The sequence below is a fragment of the Bradyrhizobium vignae genome, assembly GCF_004114425.1.
In the GTDB taxonomy this organism is placed as follows: domain Bacteria; phylum Pseudomonadota; class Alphaproteobacteria; order Rhizobiales; family Xanthobacteraceae; genus Bradyrhizobium; species Bradyrhizobium vignae.
The window spans coordinates 148,232-174,709 of record NZ_RDQF01000003.1 but is presented as its reverse complement, the minus strand read 5'-3'; the positions used below and the strand labels follow the sequence as shown (position 1 = coordinate 174,709).

The following is a 26,478-nucleotide window of genomic DNA, read 5'->3' as shown; positions in this document are numbered from 1 at the left end:
CCCGACTTGATGTTCAGCCCGGGGGCACGTGGTGGCTATCTTTTCCTCCCCACCCGATACCCTGCGGCCGGATGCGGCCCGTCGAGCCTCGCGCGCCCCTCACCGAACAGCTTCTCCCGCAGCGTACCCTTGGCATAATCGCTCTTGTACCGCCCGCGCCGGGTCAGCTCCGGCACCAGCATATCGGCGATGTCCTCGAAATCGCCGGGTGAGATCGCGAACGCGACGTTGAGACCGTCAACGTCGGTCTTCTCGAACCAGTCCTCGATTTTATCAGCGACCATCTCGGGCGTGCCGACCACGACCGGACCGGCGCCGCCGATGCCGACATGCTCGATCACATCGCGCACCGTCCAGATGCGATCAGGATCAGCGCGGGTGACGTTGTCCATCGCGCTGCGGCCGGCGTCGTTCTGGACATGGCGCACCTGCTGGTCGAGGTCGTAGCCGGAGAAGTCGACGCCGGTCCATCCCGACATCAGCGCCAGCGCTCCCTCGGGGCTGATGTGACGGCGGCAGTCGGCGTATTTCTCCCTGGCTTCGGCTTCCGTCCGTCCAAGGATGATCGTCATCATCGAGAACATCAGGATCTCCGCCGGGTTGCGGCCGAGCGCAGCGGCCTCTTGCCGGATCGCTGAGACGCGCGGCGCGATCACCTTGGCCGACGGTCCCGACATGAAGACGCACTCGGCATGGCGTGCGGCGAACTGGCGGCCGCGCGGCGAGGTGCCGGCCTGGTACAGCACGGGCGTGCGCTGCGGCGATGGCTCGCTGAGGTGAATGGTGTTGTTGATGCGGTAGTTCGCGCCCTCGTGATTGACGCGATGAACTTTTGCGGGATCGGTAAAGATGCCGCGCGTCCGGTCGCGCAGCACGGCATCGTCCTCCCAGCTTCCTTCCCAGAGCTTGTACACCACCTCCATATATTCGTCGGCGATGTCGTAGCGGTCGTCATGTCCGGTCTGCTTGTCCTTGCCGGCACCGCGCGCGGCGCTGTCGAGATAGCCGGTGACGACGTTCCAGCCGATGCGTCCCTCGGTGAGATGATCCAGCGTCGACATCCGCCGCGCGAACGGGTAGGGCGGCTCGAACGACAGATTGCTGGTGACGCCGAAACCGAGATTTTGCGTCACCGCGGCCATCGCCGAGAGCAGCAGCAGCGGCTCGTTCGACGGCGTCTGTGCTGCATTGCGCAAGGCTGCGTCAGGGCTGTTGCCATAGACATCGTAGACCCCGAGCACGTCCGCCAGGAACAGCCCGTCGAAACGGCCGCGCTCCAGCGTCTTGGCGAGATCGATCCAGTAGGGCAGGCGGTTATACTCGGCGGTGCGGTCGCGCGGATGGGTCCAAAGGCCCGGTGACTGGTGTGCGACGCAATTCATCGCAAAGGCGTTGAGCCTGATCTCTTTGGCCATGCTGGTCCCCTCGGCGCCCTGTACTGAGCGCTCTTCGAATGATAGATTTGTGCGCCCCAACTTGGCGAAGTTCTTGCATATGTTTGGGGATTGGCAAGGTCAAAATCAGCGGTGCGCCGCGCTTGGCGAGCCAATCTCAAGCGAGCAAGAACGAAATCCCAAGAACCGCCCAAGAACCGCCCAAGAACGATCCAACGCCCCGCCACTTTCGACGGCCTATGTACCTCGCTACGTTCGCCGGCATCGAAACCTTGAAAACGAAAGCAATGACCAGAGCCGACGCCATCGCCCGCGCCCGCGACGATTTCAAATCCGGTGCGTTCCTCGCTGAACTCGACCGCCGCGTCGCGTATCGGACCGAAAGCCAGAATCCGTCGCGCGGCCCCGAGCTGCGAGCCTATCTGGAGCAGGAGATGCAGCCGGCCTTCGCCGCGCTCGACTTCACCAGCCGCATCGTCGAATCCCCAAGCGGCAAGGCGCCGTTCCTGTTCGCCGAGCATCACGAGAGTGCGTCCGCGCCGACCGTGCTGGTCTACGGCCATGGCGATGTCGTCGACGGCATGGAAGGCGAGTGGCGCGAGGGGCGCGATCCCTGGCGCACGACAATTGCGGGTACGCGCCTCTATGGCCGCGGCACCGCCGACAACAAGGGCCAGCACAGCATCAACATGGCCGCGCTCCGTGCGGTGCGCGACGCGCGCGGCGGCAAGCTCGGGTTCAACGCCAAGTTCATCATCGAGATGGGCGAGGAGATCGGCTCGCCCGATCTCGGCAAGGTCTGCGATCTCAATCGCGATGCGCTCAAGGCCGACCTGTTCATGGCCTCCGACGGCCCACGCCTGTCGGCCGATCGGCCGACGCTGTTTCTAGGCTGCCGCGGCGGCATCCGCATTCATCTCGACGTGAATTTGCGCGATGGCGGGCATCATTCCGGCAATTGGGGCGGCGTGCTCGCCAACCCCGCGACCATCCTGGTCAACGCGATCTCGACCCTGGTCGACGGTCATGGCCGCCTCCAGCTCGAGGCCCTGAAGCCGCCGCGGCTCACCAACCAAATCCGCAGCTATCTCGCCGACGTTGAGGTGGTGCCGACAGCGGACGAGCCGGCGCTGGCCGAGAACTGGGGCGAGGAGGGGTTGTCGGCGGCCGAACGGCTCTACGCCTGGAATACGCTCGAGGTGCTGGCGATGTCGTCGGGCAATATCGAGAAGCCGGCGAACGCCATTCCCGGCCGCGCCAGTGCCGTGCTGCAACTGCGTTTCGTCGTCGGCACCAAAATTGACGGGCTGATCGAGGCGATCCGCGCGCATCTGGTCCAGAAGGGGTTTCCAATGGTCGAGGTGCGCGCGGCGCAGAGTTTTGCTGCATCGCGCACCGATTTCGACAGCCCGTGGATAAAATGGGCGGCGGATTCGGTGCAGGAGACCACCGGCAAGGCGCCGGCCGTGCTGCCGAACTTTGGCGGCTCGCTGCCCAATGACGTGTTCTCCGAGGTCCTGGGCCTGCCGACGATCTGGGTCCCGCACTCCTATCCCGGCTGCTCCCAGCATGCGCCCAATGAGCACATCCTGCTGCCGTTGACCGAAGAGGCCTTGACGGTGATGGCCGGGCTGTTCTGGGATCTCGGCGAGTTGCCGGCGCCGTTAACCTGAGCCGATAATCCAGCCGAAAGTTACATTCTAATCCGGCTCGATTTGTGCTTGCATCCGGGCCGCATCATCCGAAAGGGGAAGAAAAACGTGAAACATTTCCGTCACATCGGGCTCGCGCTCGCCGCAACCTTCGTCGTCAGCCAGGCCGGGGCGCAGGAGCTGACCGGCACGCTGAAGAACATCAAGGACACCGGCGCGATCACGCTCGGCTTCCGCGATTCCTCGATCCCGTTCTCCTATCTGGACGACAACCAGAAGCCCGTCGGGTTCGCGATGGACATCTGCTACAAGATCGTCGAGGCCGTGAAGAAGGAGCTCAAGCTCGACAAGCTCGAGGTCAAGCTCAACCCGGTGACCTCGGCGACGCGCATCCCGCTGATGGCCAACGGCACCATCGACCTCGAATGCGGCTCGACCACCAACAATGCCGAGCGCCAGAAGCAGGTCGCCTTCACCAATACCCACTTCCTGACCGCCAGCCGCTACGTCTTCAAGAAGTCGAGCGGCTTGAAGTCGATCGACGACCTCAAGGGCAAGACCGTGGTCTCGACCGCCGGCACCACCAACATCAAGCAGCTCACCGAAGCCAACGTCGCGAAGGGACTCGGCGCAAACATCATCCCGGCCAAGGATCACGCCGAGGCCTTCCTGATGGTCGAGACCGACCGTGCGGTCGCCTTCGTGATGGACGACATCCTGCTCGCGAGCCTCGTCGCCGGCTCGAAGAACCCGGACGACTACGCCGTCTCCAAGGACGCGTTCTCCAAGCCCGAGCCCTACGGCATCATGCTGCGCAAGGACGATCCCGCCTTCAAGAAGGTGGTGGATGCTGCGACCGCCGCGCTCTACACCTCGGGCGAGGCTCAGAAGATCTACGACAAGTGGTTCACCCAGAAGATCCCGCCGAAGGGCCTGAACCTCAACACCCCGATCTCGGCCGAGCTGAAGAACGAGTTCGCCAAGCCGACGGACTCGCCGAACCCGGACGACTACAAGTAAGATAAAGCCTCGATCTTTCGATCGGGATCATGTCCGGCCACTCTTGACACCAGGGTGGCCGGACATTTGCATAGGCGCTCAGGACATCCATGGCTGGCGCGTTCGCGCGGGGGACACGTGAACTACAACTGGAACTGGGGAATCTTTTTCCAGCCGAACCCGATGGGGACCGGCACCTATCTCGACATGCTGTTGTCGGGTTTGGCGCTGACTCTCAAGACGGCGGCGCTGGCCTGGATCATCGCGTTGATCACCGGCTCGATCGTCGGCGTCATGCGCACGCTGCCGTCGAAGGGCGCCAACTGGTTCGGCTTCCTTTATGTCGAGTTCTTCCGCAACATGCCGCTGCTCGTGCAGCTGTTCCTGTGGTTCTTCGTGCTGCCGGAACTGCTGCCAAAAGGTGCGGGCACTTGGCTGAAGCAGCTGCCGAACGCGCCGTTCTGGACGGCTGCGATCGGCGTCGGTTTCTTCATGTCGGCACGCGTGGCCGTGCAGTTGCAGGCGGGCATCTCCTCGCTGCCGCGTGGGCAGAGGATGGCGGCGACCGCGCTCGGCCTCACCACGGTGCAGGGCTATCGCTACGTGCTGCTGCCGATGGCCTTCCGCATTATCTTGCCGCCGTTGACCTCCGAGTTCCTCAACACCATCAAGAACACCGCGGTCGCAATCACCATCGGCCTGCTCGAGCTGACCGGACAGGCGCGCTCGATGCAGGAATTCTCGTTCCAGGTGTTCGAGGCCTTCACCGCCGCGACCATCCTCTATCTCCTCGTCAACGCCGTCGTCGTGACCGCGATGCGCTTCCTCGAGCGCTGGGTCGCGATCCCCGGCTACATCACGGGGAAATAGCGCCATGCTCGGCAACTTCGATTTCGACGTCATCCGCCGCGCGCTGCCCTACCTGTTTTATGAGGGCATGACGTTCACGCTGACGCTGACGGGGCTCGCAGCTCTCGGCGGCCTGATCTTCGGCACGGCGCTTGCCCTGATGCGCCTCTCCGGCCTCAAGCTGCTCGGCCGGATCGCCGGCATCTATGTCGACTTCATGCGCTCGCTTCCGCTGGTGCTGGTCATCTTCTGGTTCTACTTCCTGGTGCCCTATATCGGGCAATGGCTGACCGGCGCCTCGCGCCCGATCAGCGTCGGTGCGTTCGCCTCCTCGCTCATCACCTTCATCATGTTCGAGGCGGCGTACTTCTCCGAGATCATGCGCGCCGGCATCCAGTCGATCTCGCGCGGCCAGCCGGCCGCGGCGAGTGCGCTGGGCCTGACCTACGCCCAGACCATGCGCTACGTCGTGCTGCCGCAGGCCTTCCGCAACATGCTGCCGGTGCTGATCACGCAGACCATCGTGCTGTTCCAGGACACCTCGCTGGTCTACGTGCTGTCGATCACCGACTTCCTCGGCGCGGCGAGCAAGGTCGCCCAGCGCGACGGGCGCCTCGTCGAAATGTACCTGTTCGCAGCAGTCGTCTACTTTACCATTTCCTGTATCGCGTCCTTTGGCGTCCGCCGTCTCCAGGCGCGCATCGCCATCATTCGCTAGGTGGATCGTGAACTCCAGATTCCGAAATGAGGTGCCCTTCACTTCTCCCACAGGGAGAGGTCGGATCGCGCGAGCGATCCGCGTGAGGGGTTTCGCCCCGACGATGGACCTGTACCCCTCACCCGGCGCTTCGCGCCGACCTCTCCCCGTGGGAGAGGTGAATCGAGACTGCTGAGGCGCTTGAGAAACACATGATCGAAATCAGCCACGTCAACAAATGGTACAGCCCGAGTTTCCAGGTGCTGACCGACTGCACCACCAGCGTCACCAAGGGCGAGGTGGTCGTGGTCTGCGGTCCCTCCGGCTCGGGCAAGTCGACCCTGATCAAATGCGTCAATGCGCTGGAGCCGTTCCAGAGCGGCGACATCCTGGTCGATGGCACCAAGGTCAATGATCCCAAGACCAATCTGCCGAAACTGCGCTCGCGCGTCGGAATGGTGTTTCAGCATTTCGAGCTGTTTCCGCACCTCAAGATCATCGACAATCTCTGCCTCGCCCAGGAGAAGGTGCTTGGCCGTGGCCACGACAAGTCGGTCACCAAGGGCATGCAACTGCTGGAGCGCGTCGGGCTTAAAGAGCAGGCGCAGAAGTTTCCCGCGCAACTCTCCGGCGGCCAGCAGCAGCGTGTTGCGATTGCCCGCGCGCTCGCGATGGATCCGATCGTGATGCTGTTCGACGAGCCGACCTCGGCGCTCGACCCCGAAATGGTCAGCGAAGTGCTCGACGTCATGGTCGATCTTGCCCGCGAAGGCATGACCATGATGGTCGTGACCCATGAGATGGGCTTCGCCCGCAAGGTCGCCAACCGCGTCATCTTCATGGACCGCGGTGAAATCGTCGAGGACGCTCCGAAGGAAGACTTCTTCGGCAAGCCCCGCAGTGACCGCGCGCAGAAGTTCTTGTCGAAGATTCTGTCGCATTAGACGTTGCCAGTCCGGGGCGCGACGCAGTCGCGAGCCCGGAATCCATTTGGCGGCCGTACGCGATGTGAGATGGATTCCGGGCTCATTCGCTTTGCGAATGCCCCGGAATGACGGATCGAGGGTTTATCGGGCCCGGCAAATCTCCTATACCGATGGCCAAATTCCCTTTCCCGCCAGGAGACTTGCCTTGGACCCGCTCGCCTATGTCAACGGCTCATTCGTCCCGCTCTCGGAAGCCAAAATCTCGATCCTTGATCGCGGCTTCCTGTTCGCCGACGGCATCTACGAGGTCTCGGCGGTGCTGGACGGCAAGCTGGTCGACAATGCCTCGCATCTCGCGCGGCTGGAGCGGTCTGTCGGCGAGATCAAGCTGAAGCTGCCCGAGACGGTCGAGCGCATCACCGAGCTGCAGAAGGAGCTGATCGCGCGCAACAAGCTCGAAAGCGGCCTCGTCTACCTCCAGGTCACGCGTGGCGCCGACAAGGGCCGCGACTTCCCGTTCCCCAAGGGCGACGTCAAGTCGAGCCTGGTGATGTTCACCTCGGAGAAGGACATCATCAACGCTCCGGTGGCAAAGACCGGCATCAATGTGATCACGGTGCCCGACATCCGTTGGGAGCGCCGCGACATCAAGAGCGTCGCGCTGCTAGCGCAGGTGCTGGCGAAGCAGGCTGCGGCCGAAGCAGGCGCCGGCGAAGCCTGGATGCTGCAAGACGGCTATGTCACCGAAGGCGGCTCGTCCTCGGCGTTCATTCTCACCAAGGACGATGTCATCGTCACCCGCAAGAACTCCAACGCGATCCTGCCGGGCTGCACCCGCAAAGCCGTGATCGCGCTTGCCGAGGAGCGCCAGCTCCGTGTCGAAGAGCGGTCCTTCACCGTCGCCGAGGCGCTTGCCGCCAAGGAAGCCTTCATCACCAGCGCATCCTCCTTCGTGCAGCCGGTGGTCGCGATCGACGGCAAGAAGATCGGTAATGGCGAGCCCGGCCCGATGGCAACGCGGCTGCGCGAGATCTACGTGGAGTTCGCCAAGGCGACGGCGGTCTGAGCCGCACTCCGCTATCGGTGGGCAAAGCGAGGCGTGCCCACGTCTTCTGTTGGATTCATGGAGAGATGGTGGGCACGGCGCAAGTGCGCCTTTGCCCACCGTACGAAACCTGCGCTGAGGCGCACGCCCCTACGCCACCGACGCCTTCACCTTTACCGGATGTACCGCGCGGAACGCGATCGCGATCCTGTTCCAGGCGTTGATCGCCCCGATCAGCATGGTCAGGTTCACTGTCTCCGCGTCGGAGAATTGCGCGCGAACCTGTTCGTAGACGTCGTCCGGCGCGTGCGTCTCTGAGATCAGCGTCACCGCCTCCGTCCAGGCCAGCGCGGCGCGCTCGCGGTCGGAATAGAGCGGGGATTCGCGCCAGGCATTCAGCAGGTAGATGCGCTGCTCCGTCTCGCCGCGCTTGCGGGCGTCCTCAGTATGCATGTTGATGCAGAAGGCGCAGCCGTTGATCTGCGATGCCCGGATCTTGACCAGCTCGATCAGCGATTTCTCCAGGCCTGTCGACTGGATCTGCTCTTCCAGCGCCATCAGCGCCTTCATCGTGTCGGGTGCGGCCTGGTAGAAGTTCATACGGGGCTTCATGGTCGTTCTCCTTGCTTGCTGGGGTGAAATCAGTGGGCACAACCGGCCGCGGTGTGGCCGGGCCTCTTCAGGAAGAGGACGGCGAGCAGCGCCACGATCAGCGCCATGCCGAGCAGATAGAAGGTGTCGCTGAAGGCGAGGACATAGGCCTGCTTCTGCACGATACGGCCGACCGCGACATAGGCGCGATGCGCAGCGTCCGCATGGTCGAGGACACCGTGGTTGATGAAATACTGGGTGAGTTGCTCCAGCCGCGTGCGCGTCGCCTGCCCGAATACCGAGACCGACTGCATCAGCACGTTGGAGTGATACTGCTCGCGCTTGGTCAGCACGGTCTGGAGCAGCGCGATGCCGACCGCGCCGCCGAGATTGCGCATCATGTTGAACAGGCCGGAAGCCGAACCGGCATTCTCGGCCTCGATGCCGGCGGTCGCCACGGCCGACAGCGGCGCCATGACCAGGGCCTGTCCGACCGCGCGAACGACATTGGGCCACAGCAGCTGGTCGGCGGCGTAGTCGTTGCTCATGTAGATGTTCATGAAATTGGATGCCGCAAACAGCGCGAAGCCGATGCCGATGATGATCCGCGCATCGAAGCGCTGCATCAGACGCGGCACCAGCGGGATCAGCACCAACTGCGGCAGTCCGGTCCAGGCCAGCACCATGCCGATCTGCTCGGCATTGTAGCCCTGGATGCGCGACAGATATTGCGGCAGGATGAACACAGAGCTGTAGAGCGCGATGCCGAGCAGGAAGTTCGCGAGCATGCCGAAGCCGAAATTGCGTCGCACCAGCAGGCGCAGGTTCAACAGTGGCTTCTTCACCGTGAGCTCGATGATGAGGAAGGCGGTCAGCGCCACGGCGGCGATGATCGACAGCTTGACGATGAAGGGCGAGCCGAACCAGTCGTCCTTGTTGCCCTCCTCCAGCACGGTCTGGAGCGCGGAAAGGCCGATCGCCATGGTGATGATGCCGGCCCAGTCGCCCTCGCGCAGGAGGGACAGCTTCATCGGCTTGGCCTCGAGCGCGTACCAGAGCATGCCAACCATGATCGCGCCGGGCACCAAATTGACGTAGAAGATGTACTTCCAGCCGAAATTCTCGGTGAGATAGCCGCCGATGGTCGGCCCGATCGCCGGTGCGAACGTCGCCGACAGTGCGAACAGCGCGAGGCCGACCGGCTGCTTGCCGCGCGGTAACAGCATGATGATCAGCGTGAAAGCCATCGGGATCAGCACGCCGCCGGTGAAGCCCTGGATCGCACGCAGCACGATCATCTGAGACAGATCCTGCGCCAGCGCGCAGGCTGCGGACAGAGCCAGGAACAGGATCGCATTGGTGAGCAGATAGATTCGGATCGAGAACACCTGCGCGAGCCAGCCCGACAGCGGGATCACCACGATCTCGGCGATCAGATACGAGGTCGAGATCCAGCCGCCGTCGTCGATGCCGGCGCCGATCGCGCCCTGGATGTCGGCGAGCGAGGCGTTGACGATCTGGATGTTCAGCACCGCCATGAAGGCGCCGAGCGTCGCGCCGATCACAGCGATCCAGGTTTTCGCGGGCACCGCCCGAGCGGCGGGGGTGGGAATGGTGGCGGCGGATGCGACGTTGAGGGCGGGTTGGAGCGTGCTCATGGAAGCCTCGTCTCGGGTACGGAGACAGGATGCGATAGGCGGACGATTTCGATAATCGAGGAAGTCCTGGAAGGATCATCCGGCAGGATTTGACAATCCTGCCGGAGCCTTCCGGCGTCAGCTCCCGTCGGGGCGGGAGTCGTTGTTGGCGAGACGTTTGGCCGTCTCGCGATCGGCCAGCACCGTCGCCTTGGTGTCGATGGTCGGCACCGCGGACATGCCGGGGCGCAGCAGGCCGGTGAGACTGTGGTCGTCGAGCACGATCTTCACCGGAACGCGCTGCACGATCTTGGTGAAGTTGCCGGTCGCGTTGTCGGGCGGCAGCAGCGCGAATTCGAGCCCGCTCGCCGGCGACAAGCTATCGACACGGCCGTGCAGGGTCCGACTGCGGAAACTGTCGACGTGCAGCTCGACCGGCTGGCCGGGCCGCACATGCGTGAGCTGGGTCTCCTTGAAGTTGGCAACGACATAGACCGCATCGAGCGGCACCACCGCCATCAATTGCGTGCCGGCTTGCACGTATTGGCCGACGCGCAAGCTGCGGGCGCCGATCGTGCCGTCCACCGGCGCGGTAATCTCGGTATAGGACAGGTTCAACGCCGCCTGCTGCGCGACCGCACGGGCACGCTCGAGCTGGGCCGCGGCCTGGGCGCGCTGCGTGGTGAGCACGTCGATCTTGCGCTGTGCAGCCAGAAGGCCGGATTTGGCGTGCTGCAATTGCGCATTGCTGGCGCGTAGCGCCGCATCGGTCTGCTGCGCACGCTGGATCGTGCCGGAGCCCGACTTCATCAGGTCGTCGTAGCGGGCGCGCTCCTCCTGCGCGAATTTCAGATTGGCATCCGCAGCAGCGACATCAGCCGTGCTTTGCTCGATGATCGGCTGTTGCAGTTCGAGCTGGGCATCGATGTTGCGTACGGATGCTTCGGCAGCCGCGACATCGGCGCGGGCTTGGTCGAGTGCCGCCTTGAAATCGCGGTCGTCGATCTTGGCCAGCAGCTGGCCTGCCTTGACCTTCTCGTTGTCGCCGACCAGCACCTTTGCGATGTACCCGGAGACCTTCGGCGCGATGATCGTGGAGTCCGCCTTCACGTAGGCGTCGTCGGTGGTCTCGAGGTAGCGGCCGCTGGTCCAGTAATCGTGTCCGTAGTAGGCCACGGCTGTCGTCCCCGCGAGGAGCGCGAGCACCAAGGCCGCGCGCCGGACCATGTTCCGGGCCGGGATAGCTGGCGGCACCTTGGAGCAATCGCGAGTGATTTCAGTCGCTTGCTGGAAGATCTCGGTGCGGGGCATCTCGGACATTGCGGTCTCCTGTCGGCTCGCTGAGACTATCGGTCTTGCCGGCCCGGATGATAATTGGCAAAATTCTGAAAGGATTATCCGTTGCAAGTGGATAATCGGAGCCATCGGCTTGGTTCGCAATGTCTAGCGGGTCAGGCTCGCGACTGCGCCAGAGTGATTGCTGCCTCTGTCGCGCGATTGCTGCTGATGCGTACATCCTGGTGCAGGGAAGCATGGATCGATTGACCAGCCTCGAAGTATTCAGCCGGGTGGTCGAGACCGGTGGCTTCTCCGCAGCAGCCCGCAAGCTCAACATGTCGACCACCATGGTGAGCAATCACATTCAGGCATTGGAAGACCGGCTCGGGGTGAGGCTGCTTCACCGCACCACGCGCAAGGTCAATCTGACCGAGATCGGCAAGGCCTATTACGACCGCTGCGTCCAGATCCTCGCCGACATCGAACAGGCCGACGACATCGCGAGCGAATTGCAGTCGGTGCCTCGCGGCACGCTGCGCATTCACGTCGCCACCCATATGGTGCCGTTCGTCGCCCCGGTCGTGGCGAAACTGCTGTCGACCTATCCGGAGCTCAAGATCGATCTGCGCATGGGCGAGGCCGATGTCGATCTCATCGAGGAAGGCTACGACGTTGCGCTGCGCATGATCCCGCCGCCCGATTCGAGCCTGATCGTGCGGAGCCTAGCCACCTGGCGTCACGTGCTGTGCTGCTCCCACGATTACATCGAAAAGCACGGCCGGGTGCAGAAGCTCGACGAGCTCACCGGGCATAATTGTGGTCGGCATTTGAACTATCCGTTCGGCGACGAATGGCGTTTCCTTGATCGCAAAGGCACACCAGCCGCCGTGCGTATCTCGGGCAGCTTCGTCACCAATAGCGGCGAAGCACTGCGCAAGGTCGCCCTGGAGGGTGCGGCCGTCTGCCTGATGGCAGGGTTTCTCATTCAGGACGATCTCGAAGCCGGCCGTCTCGTCCGCCTCTTGCCGGAATATCGAACGGTCGAGCTCTCCATGAATGCGGTCTATCCGCATCGTCATCATCTGTCGGCGAAAGTCAGGACCTTCATCGACCTGCTCGTGCACCACAGCGCCGAGCAGCAGAAGCTGATCAACCCGTATTCATGAGCGACGCTGCGCTCAGGCCGCTCGCGCCGCTCTCGGCCGCGCGAGCAGGGATTCGACCTCGGTCTTGACCGACACGATCGCAGCCTCTTTCACGGGCCCATAGCCGCGAATGTCCATGGGGGCCTTCGCTACGGCAACGAGATCCGGAAGACGCGCCGTGTCGAGCTCGCCCAGCATCCGCTCGATCAGGCCCTCATACCAGGCGATCAGTTCGCGCTCAGCGCGCCGTTCTGCGGTATAGCCGAACGGATCGAACGGCGTGCCGCGCAACCCTTTCAAGCGCGCGAGCATGGCCAGAGGCATCTGGATCCATTGGCCGAAGACACGTTTGCGCGGACGTCCACGTGCATCGCGCCGCGACGGCAGGAACGGCGGGGCGAGGTGATACTGGATTGTGAAGCCGTCCTCGAATTCGCCCTTCAACTCGTCGAGGAAGCCGATTCGCATGTGCAGTCGCGCCACCTCGTACTCGTCCTTGTAGGCCATCAGCTTGAACAGCGCGCGAGCGACCGCCTCGGTCAGCGCCTCGCTGTTCAGGTTCGCTTCGGCATTACGCACTTTTGCGACGATCGTCTGGTAGCGCGTCGCATAGGCCGCATTCTGGTAGGCCGTGAGGAACTCAGCACGCCGGGCGATGAGCTGCTCGAGCGTCTCGGCTTCGGGCGCACCGTTTGCTTTCGGCACAAAGTCCGGATCGGCCGCGGCGATCCGACCCCAGGCCAAGGCCTGCTTGTTACGCTCGACGGCGACGCCGTTGAGCTCGATCGCACGAAGCAACGCCTGCAGCGAGACCGGAACCAGACCGCGTTGCCAGGCAAAGCCCAGCATGATGATGTTGGAATAGACAGCATCGCCGAGCAGGCGCTCGGCCAGCGCATTGGCATTGATCGTGTCGAGATTGTCATTGCCGACGACCTGACGGATTGCGCGCAGGCGAGCTGGCGAAGCGAGATCGGCATCGCGGAAGCGGACAACGTCGCCGGTCGGCATTTCCGCCGTGTTGACCGCGGCGCGCGTGCCGCGACGATAGGTGCCGGACGCCTTCGGCGAAGAGCTGACGACGAGGTCGCAGCCGATCAGCGCATCGGCCGCACCCTGGTCGATGCGCACCTGGTGCAGCGCGTCGGGACTTGACGCAATGCGGATGTAACTCAGTACGGGCCCGAATTTTTGCGCAAAACCGGTAAAGTCCAGCACCGAGACGCCGCGACGCTCGAGATGCGCGGCCATGCCGATCAGCGCGCCGACCGTGATCACGCCGGTGCCACCGACGCCGGTGACAAGCAAGTCATAGGGGCGGTCGAGTGTTGCGGGCGCGGGTAGGGGTAGCGTGGCTGCGCGGCCGGCTACGTCGATCTGGCTCGCGCTCTTCTTCCGACGCGTCGCCCCCTCGATGGTAACAAAGCTGGGGCAGAAGCCGTTCAGGCAAGAAAAATCCTTGTTGCAGGCCGACAGGTTGATCTGGCGTTTGCGGCCGAACGGCGTCTCCTTCGGCTCGACGCTGAGACAGTTGGATTCGACCGAGCAGTCGCCGCAGCCCTCGCAGACGAGATCGTTGATGTAGGCGAAGCGCTTGGGATCGACCATCTGTCCGCGCTTGCGCCGGCGCCGCTTCTCGGTAGCGCAGGTCTGCTGATAGATCAGCACCGAGACGCCGGGGATCTCGCGCAGTTCGCGCTGCACGGCGTCCATGTCCTCGCGGGGGTGAATGGTCACGCCGCTGGGCAGGTCCGCCGGGCTGAACTGCGCGGGATCGTCCGACACCAATGCGATGCGTGCCACGCCTTCGGCGCGGACGCTGTGTGCGATGGCATGCACGCTGACGGGGCCGTCGACCGGCTGGCCGCCGGTCATCGCGACGGCATCGTTGAACAGGATCTTGTAGGTGATGTTGGCGCCAGCCGCGATCGCCTGCCGGATCGCCATCGAGCCGGAGTGATAATAGGTGCCTTCGCCGAGGTTCTGGAAGATGTGCTTGTGGCCGGTGAATCGCGACGATGCTGCCCAGTTCACGCCCTCGCCGCCCATCTGGATCAGCGAGGAGGTCTCGCGGTCCATCCAGCTCGCCATGAAATGGCAGCCGATGCCGGCGAGTGCCTTCGATCCCTGAGGCACTTTTGTCGAAGTGTTGTGCGGGCAACCGGAGCAGAAATACGGCGTGCGTGTTGCGCCGCTGACGTTGATCGTGCGCGCCGCTTCCGGCATTAAGGCGGCTGCGCGGGCCGCGAGATTGAGGCCGGGAAACATCGGATCGAGCCGGCGCGCCAGCACGGAAGCGAGGGCCCGCGGCGACAATTCGCCAATCCAGGAAATCAGCCTTGCGCCGGTTTCGTCATGCTTGCCCACCATGCGCTCCGGCTTGCTGCCGGGATAGTCGTAAAAGTATTCCTTGAATTGGCTCTCGATGATGCCGCGCTTCTCCTCGACCACGAGGATCTCGCGCTTGCCTTTCACGAAGTCCATGGCGTCATGCAGCGCCAGCGGCCAAACCATGCCGACCTTGTAGACGTCGATGCCGATGCTGCGGCAGGCAGCTTCATCCAGGCCCATCAACCGCAGCGCCTCCATCAAGTCGAGATGCGCCTTGCCTGTGGTCACGATGCCGTATGTCGCGTCCGGAATGTCGTAGATGTGGCGATCGATCGGGTTGGCCTTGGCGAAGGCATAGACCGCGTGCTTCTTCGCCTCCAGCCGTTCCTCGATCTGCGGACCCGGCAAGTCGGGCCAGCGATAGTGCAGGCCGCCCGGCGGTGGCGTGAAGTCGGGCATTCGGAAGGCGCGCGGCGGGCGCAGCGCGACGGATGCGCCTGATTCCACGATCTCCGAAATCGCCTTGAAGCCGACCCACATGCCGGAGAAGCGGCTCAGTGCATAGCCATACTCGCCGAAAGCCAAATATTCGCCGACATCGGCCGGGTGCAGCGTCGGCATGAACCAGCTCATGAAGGCGACGTCTGACTGGTGCGGCATCGAGGAGGAGACGCAGCCATGATCGTCACCGGCGACCACCAGCACGCCGCCATGCGGCGAGGAGCCATAGGCGTTGCCGTGCTTGAGCGCATCGCCGGAGCGATCGACGCCGGGGCCCTTGCCGTACCAGAGCCCGAACACGCCATCGACCTCGCGGTCCCCTTGCGTCTCGACCTGCTGCGAGCCAAGCACCGCGGTCGCCGCGAGGTCTTCGTTGACGGCCGGCAGGAATTCGATGCGATCCCGTTTCAGCCGTTCCTGAATGCGCCACAGCTCGAGATCGATGCCGCCGAGTGGTGAGCCGCGATAGCCCGAGATTAAGCCCGCGGTGTTGAGACCGCTCGCCCGGTCGCGACGCGCCTGATCGAGTGCGATGCGGACGATGGCCTGCGTGCCCGTGAGGAAGACGCGGCCCTCCTCGCGATCGTAGCGATCAGCGAGTTCGTAAGTATCGAGTGACGGAATGGCGTCCATGGCGGACCTCGCGGGGCATCCTGCCCAACGATGGAAGGTTATGCCTTGGTCGTTGGTAGGTCCTACCTATTTATCCGGTACCAAGGCCGCATTCGGTAGAATTTTGCATTGTGATGGCGAATTTGGTAGGTTTGATCGAATTGGAGAGGCGTTCATGATCGAAGAGCAGGACACGCGCATTCTCGCCCACCTCCAGAAGGATGGCCGTGCGACCAACCAGCAGCTCGCGGATGAAGTCGGCATGTCCACCTCGGCCTGCTGGCGGCGGGTGCGGGCGCTCGAAGAGAGCGGCGTCATCCAGGGCTATGCGGCGCTGGTCGCGCGCGAGCAGGCGGGCTTTGCGATGTCCGCCATCCTTCACGTCTCGCTGGAGCGGCACGATGCGAAGTTCGTGGACGAGTTCGTTACGCGGGTGACGAAGCGCCGCGAGGTGCTGGAATGCTTCGCGACCACGGGCGATGCCGACTATCACTTGCGCGTCGTCGTGCAGGATATGGCGGCCTACAACCGCTTCCTCGACGAGTTCATGTTCCGTATTCCCGGCATCCGCTACGTCCGCAGCAATGTGGTGCTGAAGGAGATCAAGACGAGTGTGGCGCTGCCGTTTTGAGGCAAGGTCAGGGATCCGCGGCTCACGCCGTCTGGCGGAACCAGCATCGGTGCTGATGTGCTCACCATACCTGGAACGTCGTGGTTGCGGACGCATGTCAGGCTCGCGGCCGGCATGTGACCGATCGCGATCCTCTCTGAGCTCACGAACTTTTTGCCTCTCCTCCGGCCCTGAGCAGAATCATGAAGGCCAGGACGTGGCTGACGAGCAGCAGTGGTACGTAGAGGGTCGGAATATAAATGCCCGCGCCGAACAGGCCGGGATCCGGGATCTTCGTCGCGCCCATGTAGTACGCGTTCAGGAGGTCGAGCGTCCCCCAAACGTTGAAGATCCAGACCACAGGGATAGCGATAGACCATCGCCATGAGAGAGCCGCCATCGACAGAAGCGCGAGGACGGCGGCGATAAGATCGCCCCATCCCACCTCGGCGGCAAAGCGCGAACTCAACTCCGCAGAGACGAATCCGGTCACCATGAAGTTCATTCCCAAGAACCTGAACGCATGGAAAGCTGCGATGAGTCTCAGGGCGTCATAGCGCGGCATCACGCGGATCGCCGGCCAAACGTAGATGGCGGCGACCACCGAGCTGGTCAGGAAAGCGCCGGCGACGCTGAGAACGAATGGAAGATTGAAGTTCGGCGGCACGTTCTGAGTCCCTATGTTTGACCCTGCTGTCGAGCCCGGACGATGCCTATCGATCCGGCTCGACGTGGCGACGCTCAGGGTTTGGCCATGAGCAGGCGGAGCGGCATGAGCGGACCGACCGCGATGTACTCGTGGTCGATGAGATTCTGCTTGGCCAGCGGCAGGCCTTCCATGATCGCGTGCCCTTCGGCGACATCCTTGACGCTCAGCAGGAAGACGGCTCCGCGCCCATCGGACCGCGAATACCATTCGCGAACCATCCCGTTGAGATAGAGCTGGGTGGTTTGCCTGATTTCATCGGGCATCACCGCCATGACCTGTTCGCGTGTGATGCCGGGCCTGACAGTCACAATGACCATCACGCCGGTTGTCGGTGACGTGGTTTGCGCTTGGGCAAGGGATGGCTCTGCCATGGAGGTAACACCTGTCAGTGTGAGGGTGAGTGCCAGGACGATGTTGCGGATTGCCTTCATCGGTTTCATCTCTCCGATCGCGGCCATGGCCGCGATGTCGCAAATGTCGGACGCACCCAGCGGCGCATTTGCGATCCTGATGTAAGGCCGTCTTTGCGAGAGCGACTATTCGCGATAATATTGATAGGCCATGAAGCAGAACTTCACAGTCAGGCAGGGTGCGCTCGACGGTGTGGAGGCGTTCCTGAGCGTCGCCCAGCACCGCAGTTTCCGCCGGGCGGCTGCCGAGCTCGGGGTGACGCCGTCGGCGATCAGCCAGGCGGTGCGCGCACTCGAAGCCCGCGTCGGCGCCGTGCTGTTCCTGCGCACGACTCGCAGCGTCAGTCTGACCGAGGCCGGCGAGCGGTTCTTTGCGCGCGCGAGGCCCGCCTTCGAGGAGCTCGTCGCGGCAAGCGGGGCCGCGCGCGACCTTGGACAGCGGCCGGCTGGGCTCCTGCGCCTCACTGTCCCGCGGTCGGTCGTGCCGATTCTGCTGGAGCCCCTGGTCGCCTCGTTCTGTCAGGCATTTCCGGAGATCGAGGTGGAGCTCGCTGCAAGCGAAGAGCTGGTCGACCTCGCCGCCGGTGGTTTCGATGCCGGCATCAGGATGGGGCAGTTCATCTCCCCGGACATGGTTGCGGTCCGCCTGACGAAACCGTTGCCTTTCCTGATCGTGGGCAGCCCGGGCTACCTTGAACGCCGCGGCCGGCCGCGGCGGCCGGACGATCTGCGCGAGCACGCATGCCTGAGATTGCGGCGATCAAACGGTGCTCTCGCGCCGTGGTCGCTCAACGACGGCGGTCGTTCGATCGAGATTGCGGTTGCAGGTCCCTTCATCGCCAATGACTTCCCGACGATGCTAGGTGCCGCCGTCGAAGGCGTCGGCCTTGCGCAAGTGCCAGGGCCGCTGGCGACCGACGCCGTCAGAACGGGAAAACTCGTCGCCGTGCTGGAGAAGTTCGCGCCGATGACGCCGGGGGTGTTTCTCTACTATCCCAGCCATCGACAGATCATGCCGAAGCTCAGAGCCTTCATCGATCACGTGAAGGGCCGATCCCGGGCCGCGCGCTGAGCGCTGCGCTATTGCCCCTCCCGCACGAACCTGTTCCGCAGCGTGCCGATGCCGGTGATCTCGATCTCGACGACATCGCCGTGCTTGATGTCAGGCGAGGCGCCGTCCGTGCCCATCCAGATCACATCACCGGGCCATAGCGTGAAATACTTCGTCAGTTCGACCAGGAACGGCACCACGCCGAAGATCATGTCGCCGGTCAAGAAGCGATTGGTCTCCGTGCCGTTGACCCGGACGATCGTCTCCATCTTGTCGAGATCGGCTTCGGTCTCGATCCACGGGCCCATCGGCTTGAACGTATCGGCGTTCTTCGAGCGCCACAGGCTGCGGTCGGCCTTCTGCCAGCTGCGTTCGCTGACGTCGTTGCCGATGGTGTAGCCGAACACGCAATCCATCGCGTTCGCTTCGGTGAGATGCTTCACCTTCTTGCCGATGACCACGACGAGCTCGCCCTCGTAGTGGATCTTGTCCGTTGCAAAGGAAGGGATCACGACGTCTTCGTCGTGGGCGATCAGCGCGTTCTGCGCGCGGTAGCCGATCTCGGGCCGGTCGGGGACCGCCGGAATCTCGCCGCGCTTGTCGGCGGCCTCCTTCAGGTGCTTCAGATAGTTCAGGCCGACGCAATAGAAGGTGCGCGGGATCAACGGCAGCTCGATCTTGACGTCGCCAAGCGGATACGTGCGCGAGGTGCGTTGCCATTCACAGAGCGGATCGCCGTCGATCGCGACGACTTCGTCGTTCTCGACGAGACCCCAGGAGGTCACGCCCGAGGCGGTGAATTTCAACCAACGCATGATGCGTCCTCGTTGTTATTCCGCGGCATCGCGCGGTTGCATCTTCCAGGCACCGGCGGCCGGCCGTTTCAGTCCGAGATTTTCGCGCAACGTCTTGCCGCGATAGTCTTTCTGGAACAGGCCGCGCCGCTGCAATTCCGGTACCACGTGTTGCACGAAATCGGCGTAGGAGCCGGGCACGTAAGTCGCCGCAACGACAAAGCCGTCGCAGCCGCGCTCCACGAACATCTCTTCAAGTCTGTCGGCGATCTCCCTGGGACCGCCGACCATCGCGTCCTGCACCTGGCCGCGGCCGGAGAAAGTGACGAAGTCGCGTGCGCTCGGGTTGCTCTTGCCTGACGTCTTCAGTACGCCGTCGCGGATGCCCAGGATGCCTTGCATGCTCTTCAGCTCTTCCGTGGTCAACGGCTCGTCGATATCCTTGGAGGCGAAGTCATAATTGAGCGCTTCGGCGAGCAGCGAGAGCGCGTCGATTTCGAGCGGCAGTTTGTTGATCAACGCCATCTTGTCCTCGGCCTCCGCCTTGGTCGCGGCGCAGACCGGCGTCGTCAGGTTGCAGAGGAACATCTGGTCGGGACCGCGGCCGGCTTTTGCGGCCTCGTTGCGCACGGAAGCATAGCCTTCCTTGGCGGCAGCGAGGTTGCGCGCGGCGGTGAAGATCACCTCGCCCCAGCGGCCGGCAAAGCGCTGACCGCGGCCGGATGCACCGGCCTGGATGATGACGGGATGGCCTTGTTGCGAGCGCGGCACGGTGAACGGACCTCGAGACTTGAAGGCCGGCCCCTGGTGGTCGAGCCGCTTCACCTTGGTCGGGTCGGCAAAGCGGCCGCTGGTCTTGTCCATGATGAGCGCGCCGTCTTCCCAGGTGTCCCAGTGGCCGAGCACGACCTCCATGAACTCATCGGCGCGGTCGTAGCGGGAATCGTGTTCGGGATGGGAGTCGCGGCCCATGTTAAGCGCTTCGCCGTCGTTCAACGAGGTGACGACGTTCCAGCCGGCGCGGCCGCCGGACATCAGGTCGAGCGTTGCGAAGCGGCGGGCGACGTCGAACGGTTCGTAATAGGTGGTCGAGCAGGTCGCGCCAAGGCCGAGCTTCTCGGTGACGACGCCCATCGTGGTCAGCACGATCAGCGGATCCATCTTCACGCAGCGGATGCCGTATTCGACGGTGTGGGCGTGGTCGTTTCCATAGCGGTCCGGCATCGCCAGGCGGTCGTCGAAGAAGGCCATGTGGAACTTGCCGGCTTCGAGGATTCTGGCGATCTCCTGATAATAGTCTGCCGACATCGAATCGGCGCGCGAGTCCGGATGCCGCCAGGAGCTCGGCAAGTTCGTGCAGTTCTGTGCCTGAAGGAAGCCGACCAGTACCATCTGCCGATTCATGCCGCTGTTCTCCTGATGCCGTCAGGCCAGATCGAGCACCGTGTCGAGCCTGTACTCACGGGCCAGCGTGCGCAGCTTCTCCCACGTGGCATCCTCGATCTCGATGCCGTCGCGCAGGCGCTGCTGCTCGCGCAAACCCTCGATCTCGCCGGGATAGCAGACGCCCGCGCTGCCCTCGGACGGCGGCGTCGATTTCAGATAGCGCGCGAATTCCGCGACCTCGCGCTTGAACTCCTGCAGCGGGCGGAACGCAGCGACATTGAAGACCGCCATGAAGCAGCCGTCATTATGACGCCCCGTGGGCTCGACGCCAAAACCGAGACCGGTGAGCAGGCCGCAAAGCACCTCGACCATGGCGGCGAGGCCGCTGCCCTTGTAGCCTTCGCGGCCGCCGAGCGGCAGCAGCGCGCCGCCCTTGCGATATTGGGTGGGGTCGGTGGTGTGACGCCCCTCGGCATCGATGATCCATCCCGTCGGGATCTCCTCGCCACGCGCGACCGCGAGCTGGATCTTGCCGGCCGCCACCGCCGAAGTCGCCATGTCCAGACAGAAGGGTGCATCGAGATCGGACGGTACCGCGATCGAGATCGGGTTGGTGCCGAGCCGCGCCTCCTTGCCGCCGAACGGAGCGACGTGTTTCGGCGAGCGGCCGGAGTCCGCCGTTGCAATCCCGATCATGCCTTCGCGCATCGCCATCAAGGGATAGGCGGCGAGGCGGCCGACATGGCTCTGCCGGAACACGGTGCAGGCGGCAACGTTCGCGGTCTTCGCCTTCTCGATCGTCAGCGCCATGGCCTTTGCGTTGACGTGAAAGCCAAAGCCCCAATGACCGTCGATCACGGTCGTGGTCGGCGATTCCTGGACGATCGTCCACTTGGCGCCGGGAACGATATGACCGGCCTTGATGCGGTCGATGTAGGTGGGAACGGCGATCACGCCGTGGGAATCATGGCCGGCGAGATTGGCGTTGACGCATCCGATTGCGACAGCATCGGCCTCCTCCTCGGACGCCCCGGCGGCGCGCAGCAGGAAGGCGCTGACGCGCGTGAGGCGATCGGCCTTGACGATCGGCATGGCGTTCCCTCGGCTTGGTGCCCATCACAGGCTGCTTGTTGGGTGCCATCGTCTCAAAGCGCAGCAGCGATATCAATCTCGCATAAACCAACACAGGGCTGCAAATTCGTAAAGAGGACGCGCCTTTGGTCGAAGGGACGTCCCGCGCAGCGGCATTTCCGGCAATTTTGTGCTGCTCGTTCGCTGCTCGTTCACTTTGATCGACGGTTTGCAGTGCGCAATAACGACCACTTAGGCGATCGCCGTTCATAAAGGCACCGGGAGAAATAGGCAGAATTGCCGCGGGAGCTGAGATCGTGCCGACCACACTCGCGCGCACCTTTGCGGCGCTGAGCGCAATCAATGAAGCGATCCTCTACGCGAGATCGTCGGACGAGCTGTACCAGAAGGTCTGCGACGCCGGATTCTCGAGCGGGGACTTTCTGGCCGTTGCCGTCTTCCTGGTCGAGCCGGACGGCCGGCGCCTGCGATTCGCCGCCGGCTGCGGCGATGACATTCCGCGGCTGCGCTCGATTCTGATCACGACGGACGCCGGTACGCCTGAAGGATCTGGCGTCGGCGGCGAGGCATTCCGCGATCAGAAGCTGTGTGTCAGCAACGACTATCTGAACGATCCGCGCTCGCTGGCGTGGCGAGAGGGCGCCGCCAAGGCGCACATCGGTGCGGCGGCGGCGTTGCCGCTGCTCTGCAACGGCAAGAGCGTCGGCGTATTGTACGTGACGCGCAGAGAGGCCAACTCGTTGAACGAGCAGATGGTGTCGCTGTTCGAGCGCATGTCTGCGAACATTTCCTACGCGCTGGACAATTTCGCCCGCGAGACCGCGCGGCAGACCAGCGAACGGGCGACACGGCGGCTCAACCGCATGTTCGGCGCCATCAGCGCCACCAACGAGGCGATCCTGCGCGCCAAGACCGAGCAGGAACTGTACCAGCTCGTCTGCGATGCCTCCGTCCACAGCGGCAAGTCGCTGGCGACCATCGTGCTGCTCCGCGAGCCGGATTCGCACTGGATGAAGCCTGTCGCCGCCACTGGGCAGAATCTCGAGCTCGTCACCCAGGCGCGCTATTCGGTCGACCCGGAGAATCCGTGCGGCAAGGGCATCTCCGGCGAGGTGTTCCGGACGCAAAAGGCGATCGTCGAGGATGATCTCGCCAGCCGCACCAAGGGCTCGCCTTGGGAGCAGGCCAACATCGACACGGGCGTTGCCGCCTGCGTGGTCGCTCCGCTGATCAAGCGCGGCGAAAGCGTCGGCGTGCTCCTGTTCTTCATCAGCCGTTCCTGGGCCAAGGACGAGGAGATCGTCGCGCTGCTGCTGCGCATGGCGGAGAACGTCTCGTTCGCGATCGAAAATTTCCGCCGCGAGGCCGAGAAGGCCAGGATCGCGGCGGAAGAGGAACGTCTGGCGCGCATGTATGCGGCGCTCAGCGCCACCAACGAGGCGATCCTGCGCGCACGGTCACGCTCGGAGCTGTTCGACCTCGTCTGCGAGGCGACGGCCAAAGGCGCCAAGTTCACCTCGGCCAGCATTGCGTTGCTCGACCAGCGCGGCGAGCTGCTGCGCGTGGTCGCCAGCTACGGACCGAATGCCGACCAAGTTCGCAACTTCAAGTTTTCGATCTCCGATGAGGTGGCGGAAGGACACGGCCTGACCGGCACCGCGTTCCGCACGCGCCGGCCTGCCGTCAGTAACGACGTGCTCGCCGACGACCGCATTGCGCCCTGGCTGGCCAGCGCCCGCCGCAGCGGCATCGCGTCCTCCGCGGCGCTGCCGCTGTTCAACGGCGACCGGCTCGAGGGCGTTTTCCTGTTCAACTCCCCGGAGCGCGGCACCTTCACGCCCGAACTCGTCGAGCTGCTGTGCAAGCTCCAGGCCAACGTCTCCTTTGCGCTGGAAAGCTTCGATCGGGCCGAGGAGAAAGCACTAGCGGACAAGCAGCGCAATCGCCTCAGCGGAATGTTCGAGGCGCTAAGCGCAACCAATGAAGCCATCATGCGCGCCAAGACCCGCGAGGAATTGTTCGAGGCTGCATGCCAGGCGGCCGTCCTCGGCGATGTGTTCGCCTCGGCGACGATCGGCATCATCGACAAGGAAAAGGAGCTCGTTCGTGTCGTCGCGGTGAAGGGACGCCTGCAGGAGCAGATGGTCGGACGGAGCTGCAATATTTCCGCCGGCCATCCCGAGGGCCAGGGCATCATCGGCACCTCGCTCCTGACCCGCCGGCCCAGCGTCATGAACGACTATCTGCACGAGCCGCGTTCGGCCTACTGGCGGACGAAGGCGATCGAGGACGGAACGCGGGCGGCGGCCAGCTTCCCGCTTCTGAAAGCAGGCCAGGAGCCGGTCGGCATCCTGCTTTTTCTCGCGCCCGAAGAGAACACGTTCACGTCCGATCTGGTCGAATTGCTCGGGCGCCTCGCCGAGAACGTCTCCTTCGCGCTCGATAATTTCGATCGCGCCGAGGAGAAGGTCCGCACCGAGGCGCAAAAGGAGCGCTTGACGCGCATGTTCGCGGCACTGAGCGCCACCAACGAGGCAATCATGCGGGCGAAGTCGCGCGCCGAACTGTTCGACCTCGTCTGTCTTGCCGCATCGAACGGCGCCAAGTTCACCTCGACCACCATCGCGCTCGCGAAGGCCGACAGCGATCAGATCGAGATCGTCGCCAGCGCCGGACCGTCGTCCGGCACCACGCGTAATGTCCGCCTCTCGGTCGACCCCGAGCGCCCCGAGGGCCGGGGGATGGCCGGCACGGCGTTCCGAACCCGGCAGCCTTGCATCAGCAATGACTATCTCAACGACCGGCGCGTGAGCGCCTTCCATGCCATCGTTCGCGGCGACGGCGCGCGGTCCGGGGCGGCGTTGCCGCTGATCGTGCACGATCAACCTGTCGGCGTCATGATCTACATGTCGACCGAAAAGGACACCTTCACGCCCGAATTCGTCGAGTTGTTGCAACGTCTGGCCGACAACGTCTCCTTCGCCATGGAGAATTTCGATCGCGCCGACGAGAAGAGCAAGGCCGACGAGCGGATCGAATACCTCGCCTCGCATGACAGCTTGACCGACCTGCCGAACCGCGAGACTTTCAACGGGCTGCTGCGCGCGGCGATCGACACGGCGCAGCGCCGCGATCACCGTTTTGCGGTACTCTTCATCGATCTCGACCGCTTCAAGGTCATCAACGATTCACTGGGGCACGAGGCCGGCGACCTGCTCCTGCTCGAAGTGGCCAATCGTTTGCGCGGCGCATTGCGAGCGAGCGACGTGGTCGCGCGCCTCGGCGGCGACGAGTTCGTGGTGATCCTCGACCAGTGCGGCGAGATCGAGGACGTCCAGCGGATCGCGACCGAGCTGCTCGCGGCGCTTGCCGAGCCCATGGAGCTGGCCGGCCACGAGTGCCATACCACGGCTTCGATCGGCATCGCGATGTATCCGGCCAACGGCTCCGACGCGCAGACGCTGACAAAGAACGCCGACATGGCGATGTACCTCGCCAAGGAGGACGGCAAGAACGGCTATCGCTTCTTCTCCAAGGAGGTGAAGACGCAGTCGATCGAGCGGCTGTCGCTCGAGAGCGCGCTGCGCCGAGCGCTGGAGCGCGAGCAGTTCTCGCTGAACTATCAGCCCAAGGTGGATATGGAGACCGGTCAGATCACGGGCGTCGAAGCGCTGCTGCGCTGGACGCATCCCGATCTCGGCAGCGTCTCGCCGGCACAGTTCATTCCACTTGCGGAGGAAACCGGGTTGATCGTGCCGATCGGCCGCTGGGTGCTGAATGAGGCCTGCGCGCAGGCCATGGCCTGGCAGCGCCGCGGCCTGCTGCCGCTATCGATGGCGGTCAACCTGTCGCCGCGGCAGTTCGCAGACGAACATCTGTTGCAGGACATCGACGAGGCGCTCGCGGCCTCCGGCATGTCTCCGGTGCTGCTCCAGCTCGAGGTCACCGAGAGCATGATGATGCGCAATGTCGGCCGCGCGCTCAAGGTGCTCGACTCCATCCAGAGCCGCGGCATCCGTCTCGCCATTGACGATTTCGGCACCGGCTATTCGTCGATGTCGCTGATGAAGCACTTCCCGATCGACACCATCAAGATCGACCGCTCCTTCGTGCGCGACCTGCCCCAGGACTCGGAAGACCAGGCGATCGCACAGGCGATCATCAGCATGGGCAAGGCACTCGGCATGACTGTCGTCGCCGAAGGAGTCGAGAATGCCGAACAGGAGGCGTTCCTGCGGACCCATGGCTGCGACGAGATGCAGGGCTTCCTCATCTCCAAGCCGCTGGCGGCGCGGCAGATGATCGAGTTGCTGCGGCCGATTGCGCTGCCTGTCGCGCCGCCGCTCCAGCCGGAACCGGCCGACGAAGGCACAGCGTCACGGCTGAAACGCGCCGTCGTCTGAGGGCTGCGGGTGCAGCTCGCGGACCTCGTGTTCTCGCCCTTCGGCCTTGCTCGGAAAGTCCTGAGGCCCCGTCAGTGACGTCTGCTCGATGAACAGCGCGAGAATGCTGCGCGCGCCTTCGGCGAAACTCGTCCCTTCGCTCACATTCAACGCGCAGCAACAGGTTTTGCTCATCGGCTCCTGGTCGTCGACCATGGCCATGGCGGGGCCCCACCACCAGGCAGGTGCAGGCGAGCGCTCGCCCTCTGGCACGACATGCCAGCCGACGAACTCCTCCATTACGCGCTCGAATTCCAGGCGCGCAGCCTGATGCATGTGGTCGATGCTCCCAGAATCCGTGCCCGACGACACGCCGATGTGATCGTC

At 63.8% G+C, this 26,478-nt stretch carries 21 protein-coding genes; 10 read left to right on the top strand and 11 right to left on the bottom strand.

Features of this window, described 5'->3' with window-relative positions:
* Nucleotides 1-35 precede the first annotated feature (35 nt).
* Nucleotides 36-1,415 (bottom strand): LLM class flavin-dependent oxidoreductase, encoded by a 1,380-nt coding sequence (locus EAV90_RS03755; protein ID WP_129142637.1) that lies wholly within the window; start codon nt 1,413-1,415, stop codon nt 36-38.
* A 266-nt stretch (nt 1,416-1,681) separates the two neighbouring features.
* Between EAV90_RS03755 and EAV90_RS03750 the strand changes: the two genes are divergently transcribed.
* The 6 genes from EAV90_RS03750 to EAV90_RS03725 all read left to right on the top strand — a co-directional run bounded on the left by EAV90_RS03750 (nt 1,682) and on the right by EAV90_RS03725 (nt 7,583).
* On the top strand, nt 1,682-3,067 hold the full coding sequence (locus tag EAV90_RS03750; RefSeq protein WP_129142636.1) for a M20 family metallopeptidase: 1,386 nt from the start codon (nt 1,682-1,684) through the stop codon (nt 3,065-3,067).
* A gap of 87 nt (nt 3,068-3,154) precedes the next feature.
* Nucleotides 3,155-4,066: an amino acid ABC transporter substrate-binding protein gene (locus EAV90_RS03745; protein WP_129142635.1), complete on the top strand. Its 912-nt coding sequence runs from the start codon at nt 3,155-3,157 to the stop codon at nt 4,064-4,066.
* A gap of 117 nt (nt 4,067-4,183) precedes the next feature.
* On the top strand, nt 4,184-4,915 hold the full coding sequence (locus tag EAV90_RS03740; protein WP_122400891.1) for an amino acid ABC transporter permease: 732 nt from the start codon (nt 4,184-4,186) through the stop codon (nt 4,913-4,915).
* Between the two features lie 4 nt (nt 4,916-4,919).
* Entirely contained in the window at nt 4,920-5,612 is a 693-nt protein-coding gene (locus tag EAV90_RS03735) for an amino acid ABC transporter permease (protein WP_122400892.1), read from the top strand.
* 191 nt (nt 5,613-5,803) lie between these two features.
* Nucleotides 5,804-6,535, top strand: a complete 732-nt coding sequence (locus EAV90_RS03730) for an amino acid ABC transporter ATP-binding protein (protein WP_122400893.1) — start codon at nt 5,804-5,806, stop codon at nt 6,533-6,535.
* A 187-nt stretch (nt 6,536-6,722) separates the two neighbouring features.
* Nucleotides 6,723-7,583: a D-amino-acid transaminase gene (locus EAV90_RS03725; protein ID WP_122400894.1), complete on the top strand. Its 861-nt coding sequence runs from the start codon at nt 6,723-6,725 to the stop codon at nt 7,581-7,583.
* A gap of 129 nt (nt 7,584-7,712) precedes the next feature.
* Here EAV90_RS03725 and EAV90_RS03720 read toward each other — a convergent pair whose 3' ends face one another.
* The 3 genes from EAV90_RS03720 to EAV90_RS03710 all read right to left on the bottom strand — a co-directional run bounded on the left by EAV90_RS03720 (nt 7,713) and on the right by EAV90_RS03710 (nt 11,110).
* Nucleotides 7,713-8,174 carry a carboxymuconolactone decarboxylase family protein gene (locus tag EAV90_RS03720; protein ID WP_122400895.1) on the bottom strand — a complete coding sequence of 154 codons (462 nt, stop codon included), beginning with the start codon at nt 8,172-8,174 and terminating at the stop codon, nt 7,713-7,715.
* A 29-nt stretch (nt 8,175-8,203) separates the two neighbouring features.
* The gene (locus tag EAV90_RS03715; protein ID WP_129142634.1) at nt 8,204-9,811 is read right to left on the bottom strand and encodes an MDR family MFS transporter; all 1,608 of its coding nucleotides are present in this window, start codon (nt 9,809-9,811) and stop codon (nt 8,204-8,206) included.
* 117 nt (nt 9,812-9,928) lie between these two features.
* Nucleotides 9,929-11,110 (bottom strand): HlyD family secretion protein, encoded by a 1,182-nt coding sequence (locus EAV90_RS03710; protein ID WP_129142633.1) that lies wholly within the window; start codon nt 11,108-11,110, stop codon nt 9,929-9,931.
* Nucleotides 11,111-11,322: 212 nt separating this feature from the next.
* Between EAV90_RS03710 and EAV90_RS03705 the strand changes: the two genes are divergently transcribed.
* The gene (locus EAV90_RS03705; RefSeq protein WP_129142632.1) at nt 11,323-12,234 is read left to right on the top strand and encodes a LysR family transcriptional regulator; all 912 of its coding nucleotides are present in this window, start codon (nt 11,323-11,325) and stop codon (nt 12,232-12,234) included.
* Between the two features lie 12 nt (nt 12,235-12,246).
* Here the strand turns inward: EAV90_RS03705 and EAV90_RS03700 are convergent, their stop codons facing one another.
* Nucleotides 12,247-15,678 (bottom strand): indolepyruvate ferredoxin oxidoreductase family protein, encoded by a 3,432-nt coding sequence (locus EAV90_RS03700; RefSeq protein WP_129142631.1) that lies wholly within the window; start codon nt 15,676-15,678, stop codon nt 12,247-12,249.
* 154 nt (nt 15,679-15,832) lie between these two features.
* Here EAV90_RS03700 and EAV90_RS03695 point away from each other — a divergent pair, with 154 nt between their 5' ends.
* Nucleotides 15,833-16,288 carry an Lrp/AsnC family transcriptional regulator gene (locus tag EAV90_RS03695; RefSeq protein WP_122400900.1) on the top strand — a complete coding sequence of 152 codons (456 nt, stop codon included), beginning with the start codon at nt 15,833-15,835 and terminating at the stop codon, nt 16,286-16,288.
* Between the two features lie 142 nt (nt 16,289-16,430).
* On the opposite strand, the gene EAV90_RS03690 is transcribed toward EAV90_RS03695, so the two are convergent.
* Both EAV90_RS03690 and EAV90_RS03685 read right to left on the bottom strand, forming a co-directional pair.
* Nucleotides 16,431-16,934: a hypothetical protein gene (locus EAV90_RS03690; protein ID WP_122400901.1), complete on the bottom strand. Its 504-nt coding sequence runs from the start codon at nt 16,932-16,934 to the stop codon at nt 16,431-16,433.
* Nucleotides 16,935-17,008: 74 nt separating this feature from the next.
* Nucleotides 17,009-17,434 (bottom strand): hypothetical protein, encoded by a 426-nt coding sequence (locus tag EAV90_RS03685; protein ID WP_129142630.1) that lies wholly within the window; start codon nt 17,432-17,434, stop codon nt 17,009-17,011.
* A 103-nt stretch (nt 17,435-17,537) separates the two neighbouring features.
* Here EAV90_RS03685 and EAV90_RS03680 point away from each other — a divergent pair, with 103 nt between their 5' ends.
* A complete protein-coding gene (locus tag EAV90_RS03680; RefSeq protein ID WP_129142629.1) occupies nt 17,538-18,458 on the top strand; it encodes a LysR substrate-binding domain-containing protein in 921 nt (306 codons plus the stop codon).
* A gap of 8 nt (nt 18,459-18,466) precedes the next feature.
* On the opposite strand, the gene EAV90_RS03675 is transcribed toward EAV90_RS03680, so the two are convergent.
* From EAV90_RS03675 to EAV90_RS03665, 3 genes are read right to left on the bottom strand one after another with little or no spacing between them, the layout of a single operon-like run.
* On the bottom strand, nt 18,467-19,252 hold the full coding sequence (locus tag EAV90_RS03675; RefSeq protein ID WP_129142628.1) for a fumarylacetoacetate hydrolase family protein: 786 nt from the start codon (nt 19,250-19,252) through the stop codon (nt 18,467-18,469).
* A gap of 15 nt (nt 19,253-19,267) precedes the next feature.
* On the bottom strand, nt 19,268-20,635 hold the full coding sequence (locus EAV90_RS03670) for an LLM class flavin-dependent oxidoreductase (protein ID WP_129142627.1): 1,368 nt from the start codon (nt 20,633-20,635) through the stop codon (nt 19,268-19,270).
* Between the two features lie 21 nt (nt 20,636-20,656).
* Nucleotides 20,657-21,709: an Ldh family oxidoreductase gene (locus EAV90_RS03665; RefSeq protein ID WP_129142626.1), complete on the bottom strand. Its 1,053-nt coding sequence runs from the start codon at nt 21,707-21,709 to the stop codon at nt 20,657-20,659.
* Nucleotides 21,710-22,005: 296 nt separating this feature from the next.
* Here EAV90_RS03665 and EAV90_RS03660 point away from each other — a divergent pair, with 296 nt between their 5' ends.
* The gene (locus EAV90_RS03660) at nt 22,006-26,112 is read left to right on the top strand and encodes a bifunctional diguanylate cyclase/phosphodiesterase (RefSeq protein ID WP_129142625.1); all 4,107 of its coding nucleotides are present in this window, start codon (nt 22,006-22,008) and stop codon (nt 26,110-26,112) included.
* Here EAV90_RS03660 and EAV90_RS03655 read toward each other — a convergent pair.
* Nucleotides 26,086-26,427, bottom strand: coding sequence for a hypothetical protein (locus EAV90_RS03655; protein ID WP_122406376.1), 342 nt, complete (start codon nt 26,425-26,427; stop codon nt 26,086-26,088). The genes EAV90_RS03660 and EAV90_RS03655 overlap by 27 nt on opposite strands.
* Nucleotides 26,428-26,478 lie beyond the last annotated feature (51 nt).